The sequence below is a fragment of the Sphingomonas segetis genome (genome assembly GCF_009720245.1).
Classification (GTDB): Bacteria; Pseudomonadota; Alphaproteobacteria; order Sphingomonadales; family Sphingomonadaceae; genus Sphingomicrobium; species Sphingomicrobium segetis.
In genome coordinates, this window is record NZ_WJSQ01000207.1 from 1 (window position 1) to 3,610 (window position 3,610).

Genomic DNA, 3,610 nt, shown 5'->3' on the forward strand with positions numbered 1-3,610 from the left:
ACCGACCCGCCGCCCTCATGCGCCCGCCGGCCGCGGGTCGGTCTCCCGCTCGGGGTGCATGCCGGCGCCCTGGTTCTCGGCCAGCTCCGGGCGTCCCGCCAGGTCCTCGTCGCGAAGCGTGTCGATGTGCATCAGCCGCTTCACGAACGGGGAAACGGCAAGCACGAAGACGCCGATCGCCACGGCAACCCAGCCGATCGTGTGGTAGATCGACAGCGTCGCCTCTTTGGTCATTTCGCCGCTTTCGCCGCCGGTCGCCTCGCCGATCTTCCCGGCGACGAAATTGCCGACTGCCGACATGTAGAACCATGCGCCCATGATCAGGCTTGCCATGAACTTCGGCGACAGCCGGTTCATGGCGCTGAGCCCGACAGGGCTGAGGCAGAGCTCGCCGGTCGTGTGCAGGAAATAGATCAGGAAGACGAAGATCACCGGGGTCATCGCCGCCGGACCGACCGTGTGGGCGCCGAGCACGAACAGGAGGAAGCCGGCGCCGACTTGTAGCAGCGCGAGCCCGAACTTGGCCGGCGCGGATGGTTCGAGCCCGCGCTTGCCGAGGACCACCCACAAGCCCGCGAACAGCGGCGCCAGGAGGATGATATAAATCGGGTTGATCGACTGGAAGATCGAGGCGGGAACGCCGCCGCGGTCGACATACCGGTCGGTGTAGAGGTTGAGCGACCCGCCCGCCTGCTCGAACAGGCCCCAGAAGACCGGGTTCAACGCCACCAGGAACAGGATCGCGAAAATCCGGTCGCGAGCGTCATTCTCGAGCCCCATCTTCTCGGTGGTCATGACCCCCAGGATGACGAGGAAGCCGACGATCGCGACCCAGGCCGACAACGGCAGTCCGCCCGCCAGCGCCTGCTCGGCGAAGGGGAGGCCAAAGGTGGTGGAGATGGGCTGCACAAGCATCAGCAGGATCCCCGCCACCATGACGCGGAATGGAGTCTTCGGCGATTTCGCGATGGAGCCGTAGGGGATTTCGAACGTCGCCTGGATGGCGACATAGCCGAGCAGCAGGATGCCGGAGAAGACGAGCAGCGTCTGGATGACGTCCTGATACTGGATCAGGCCCCAGATGATGACCACGCCCACCAGGCCGGCGGCATAGAGCATCCATTCCTTGTTGGCGCGCAGCGGCCGCGGCGCCTCGCCTGCTCCGCGCAGCAGGCCCTTGCCGATCACGAAGACGACCAGGCCAAGGAGCATGCCAACGCCCGCGGCGCCGAAGCCGTAGGCCCAGCCATATGTCTGGCCGAGATATCCGGCGATGATCGTGCCGATCGCCGCGCCGACGTTAATGCCCATGTAGAAGATCGTGTAGGCGCCGTCGCGGCGGACGTCGGTGAGCGGATAGAGCTGCCCGACCATCACCGAAATGTTGGCCTTGAGGAACCCGGACCCGACGATGATCAAGGCAAGCGCGAGCCAGAAGACGTTAATGGTCGGGTCCGACTGACCGCCTGTCCCCTCGATCGCCATCGTGAAGTGGCCGGCCGTGAGAAGCACCGCTCCGAACAGCACCGCCTTGCGCTGGCCGAGCCACCGGTCGGCCATGTAGCCGCCGAGCAACGGCGTGATGTACACCAGGCTCGTGTAGGCGCCGTAGATGAGGTTCGACTTGCCATCGCTGAACAGCCAGTGCTGCGTCAGGTAGAAGATCAGCAGCGCGCGCATGCCGTAGTAGGAAAAGCGCTCCCACATCTCGGCGAAGAACAGCATGTAGAGCCCCTTGGGGTGCCCCAGGAACTCCGGCTTGCGGCCCATTGCAACCACGCCGCCGCCGGCCAGCAAGAGGATCAGGAATGCTCCCGCGATGATCGGGATCAACTGTTCAGGTGCCATCAGACTCTCCCCTCGATGGCCAGAATACGCAAAACTTGGCCGCGGACCGGCGCGAAGCTGCGCACCCTAACGGCGCAAATGCCGATGTGAAGGGCCGATTGCTGCGAACGGCGGGCATACCTAGATGAACGACACGATGCTCAACGACCGTTCGTCCCTGCTTTCCCTGCTCGAGACCCGCCGCTCCGCGAAGCCGCGCGAGATGGTCGGCCCGAGCCCCTCCCCGGCCGAGCTCGAGCGCATCCTCACGATCGCCGCCCGCAGCCCCGACCACGGCAAGCTCGCGCCGTGGCGGTTCGTGACCATCGCCGAAGCTCAGCGCGATGCGTTCGAAACGATCCTCCGCGAGGCGCTCGCGGCGGAGGATCCGTGCGCATCGGTCGCCAAGCACCAGAAGGAAACCGAGTTCGCCCATTATGCGGGATCACTCGTCGTCCTGGTCTCCGCGCCGGTTGAGAACCACAAAATCCCCGTCTGGGAGCAGCAATTGGCATGCGGCGCGGCGGGTATGAACCTGCTGCTAGCCGCACACGCGCTCGGCTTTGTCGCGGGGTGGGTGACGGGCTGGCGCGCTTATTCCGAACGCGTCCGCGGCGCATTTTGCGGTCCGGGCGAGCGCATCGCCGGTTTCATCTTCATCGGTCACCCGGGACGCGAAATGGAAGACCGCTCGCGGCCGGCGCTCGGCGATGTGGCGAGAGAGTGGGAGGCGCCGGCAGCTTGATCCTCCCCATGACCGCCGCTGCGAGGAGCGATCAGGATTGAACTTCTCGCGCGACGGTGTATTATGACAGCATGACGCTGCGCACCCAGCATGAAAAGCCCGTGTACGTCCGCCTGCGGGAAACGATCGCCGACGCGATCCTTGCAGGCAAATATGGCGACGGGGATTCGCTGCCCTCGGTACGCGCGCTGGCCGCGGAAGAGCAGGCCAACCCGCTGACCGTCGCGAAGGCCTATCAGGGTTTCCAGGACGAAGGACTGATCGTGGTCAAGCGCGGGGTCGGCATGTTCGTCGCGCCCGGCGCGCGGGCGCGGCTCAGCGAAAGCGAGCGCAACCGCTTCCTCAAGGAGGAATGGCCGCAGATCAGCGCGCGCATGCGGCGGCTCGGCATCGACGCTGCCGAGCTGCTGGAGCGCGAACGCGCCTGAACTTCCCGCAAGGGGCGTAATCCTTTAGCCACCGGCGCGTGGAAACGCGGGTCCAGCCCTTCACCGATCAAGGCATCGCCGACGCCGCTCGGCTGATCCTCGCCGGCGACCCGGTCGCAGTGCCGACCGAGACCGTCTACGGGCTCGCCGCCGACGCGACCAATGCCGGAGCCGTCGCCCGAATTTACCAGGCCAAGGGAAGGCCGAGCTTCAACCCGCTGATCGTGCACGTGCCCGATCTTGCCGCCGCACAGGAGATCGGCGAGTTCGGCGAAGAAGCGCTGATGCTTGCGCACCGGTATTGGCCGGGGCCACTGACGCTGGTCGTTCCGCTGCGATCGGACGCCGGGATCGCATCGCTAGTCACTGCCGGCTTGGCGAATGTAGGGCTGCGGGTGCCCGATCATCCGGCGATGCAGGCGCTGCTGCGCGCATGCGGGCGACCGCTTGCCGCTCCGTCAGCCAATGCGAGCGGCGCGATCAGCCCCACCCGCGCGGCGCATGTGCTCAAGAGCCTCGGCGGGCGAATCCCGTTGATCATCGACGGCGGCGCGACCCAGCGCGGGATCGAATCGACGATCGTTGCCGCGACGGGCGGGCCGCTGCGGCT

Annotated in this window: 4 protein-coding genes; 3 read left to right on the forward strand and 1 reads right to left on the reverse strand. The window is 66.3% G+C overall.

Going from position 1 to position 3,610, the window contains the following annotated elements; genetic code table 11:
* Positions 1-15: 15 nt before the first annotated feature.
* On the reverse strand, positions 16-1,848 hold the full coding sequence (locus GH737_RS13660; RefSeq protein WP_155265335.1) for a peptide MFS transporter: 1,833 nt from the start codon (positions 1,846-1,848) through the stop codon (positions 16-18).
* Between the two features lie 124 nt (positions 1,849-1,972).
* Between GH737_RS13660 and GH737_RS13665 the strand changes: the two genes are divergently transcribed.
* From GH737_RS13665 to GH737_RS13675, 3 genes are all read left to right on the forward strand, one after another.
* Entirely contained in the window at positions 1,973-2,572 is a 600-nt protein-coding gene (locus tag GH737_RS13665; RefSeq protein ID WP_230558820.1) for a nitroreductase family protein, read from the forward strand.
* A gap of 71 nt (positions 2,573-2,643) precedes the next feature.
* Positions 2,644-3,000 (forward strand): GntR family transcriptional regulator, encoded by a 357-nt coding sequence (locus GH737_RS13670; protein ID WP_155265336.1) that lies wholly within the window; start codon positions 2,644-2,646, stop codon positions 2,998-3,000.
* Between the two features lie 38 nt (positions 3,001-3,038).
* A partial coding sequence (locus GH737_RS13675; protein ID WP_155265337.1) for an L-threonylcarbamoyladenylate synthase occupies positions 3,039-3,610 on the forward strand: 572 nt, incomplete at its 3' end.

What these genes read in the sequence shown, in the direction of transcription:
- GH737_RS13660 (WP_155265335.1), bottom strand. Translation starts at nt 1,848, where the DNA reads ATGGCACCTGAACAGTTGATCCCGATCATCGCGGGAGCATTCCTGATC.
- GH737_RS13665 (WP_230558820.1), top strand. Translation starts at nt 1,973, where the DNA reads ATGAACGACACGATGCTCAACGACCGTTCGTCCCTGCTTTCCCTGCTC.
- GH737_RS13670 (WP_155265336.1), top strand. Translation starts at nt 2,644, where the DNA reads ATGACGCTGCGCACCCAGCATGAAAAGCCCGTGTACGTCCGCCTGCGG.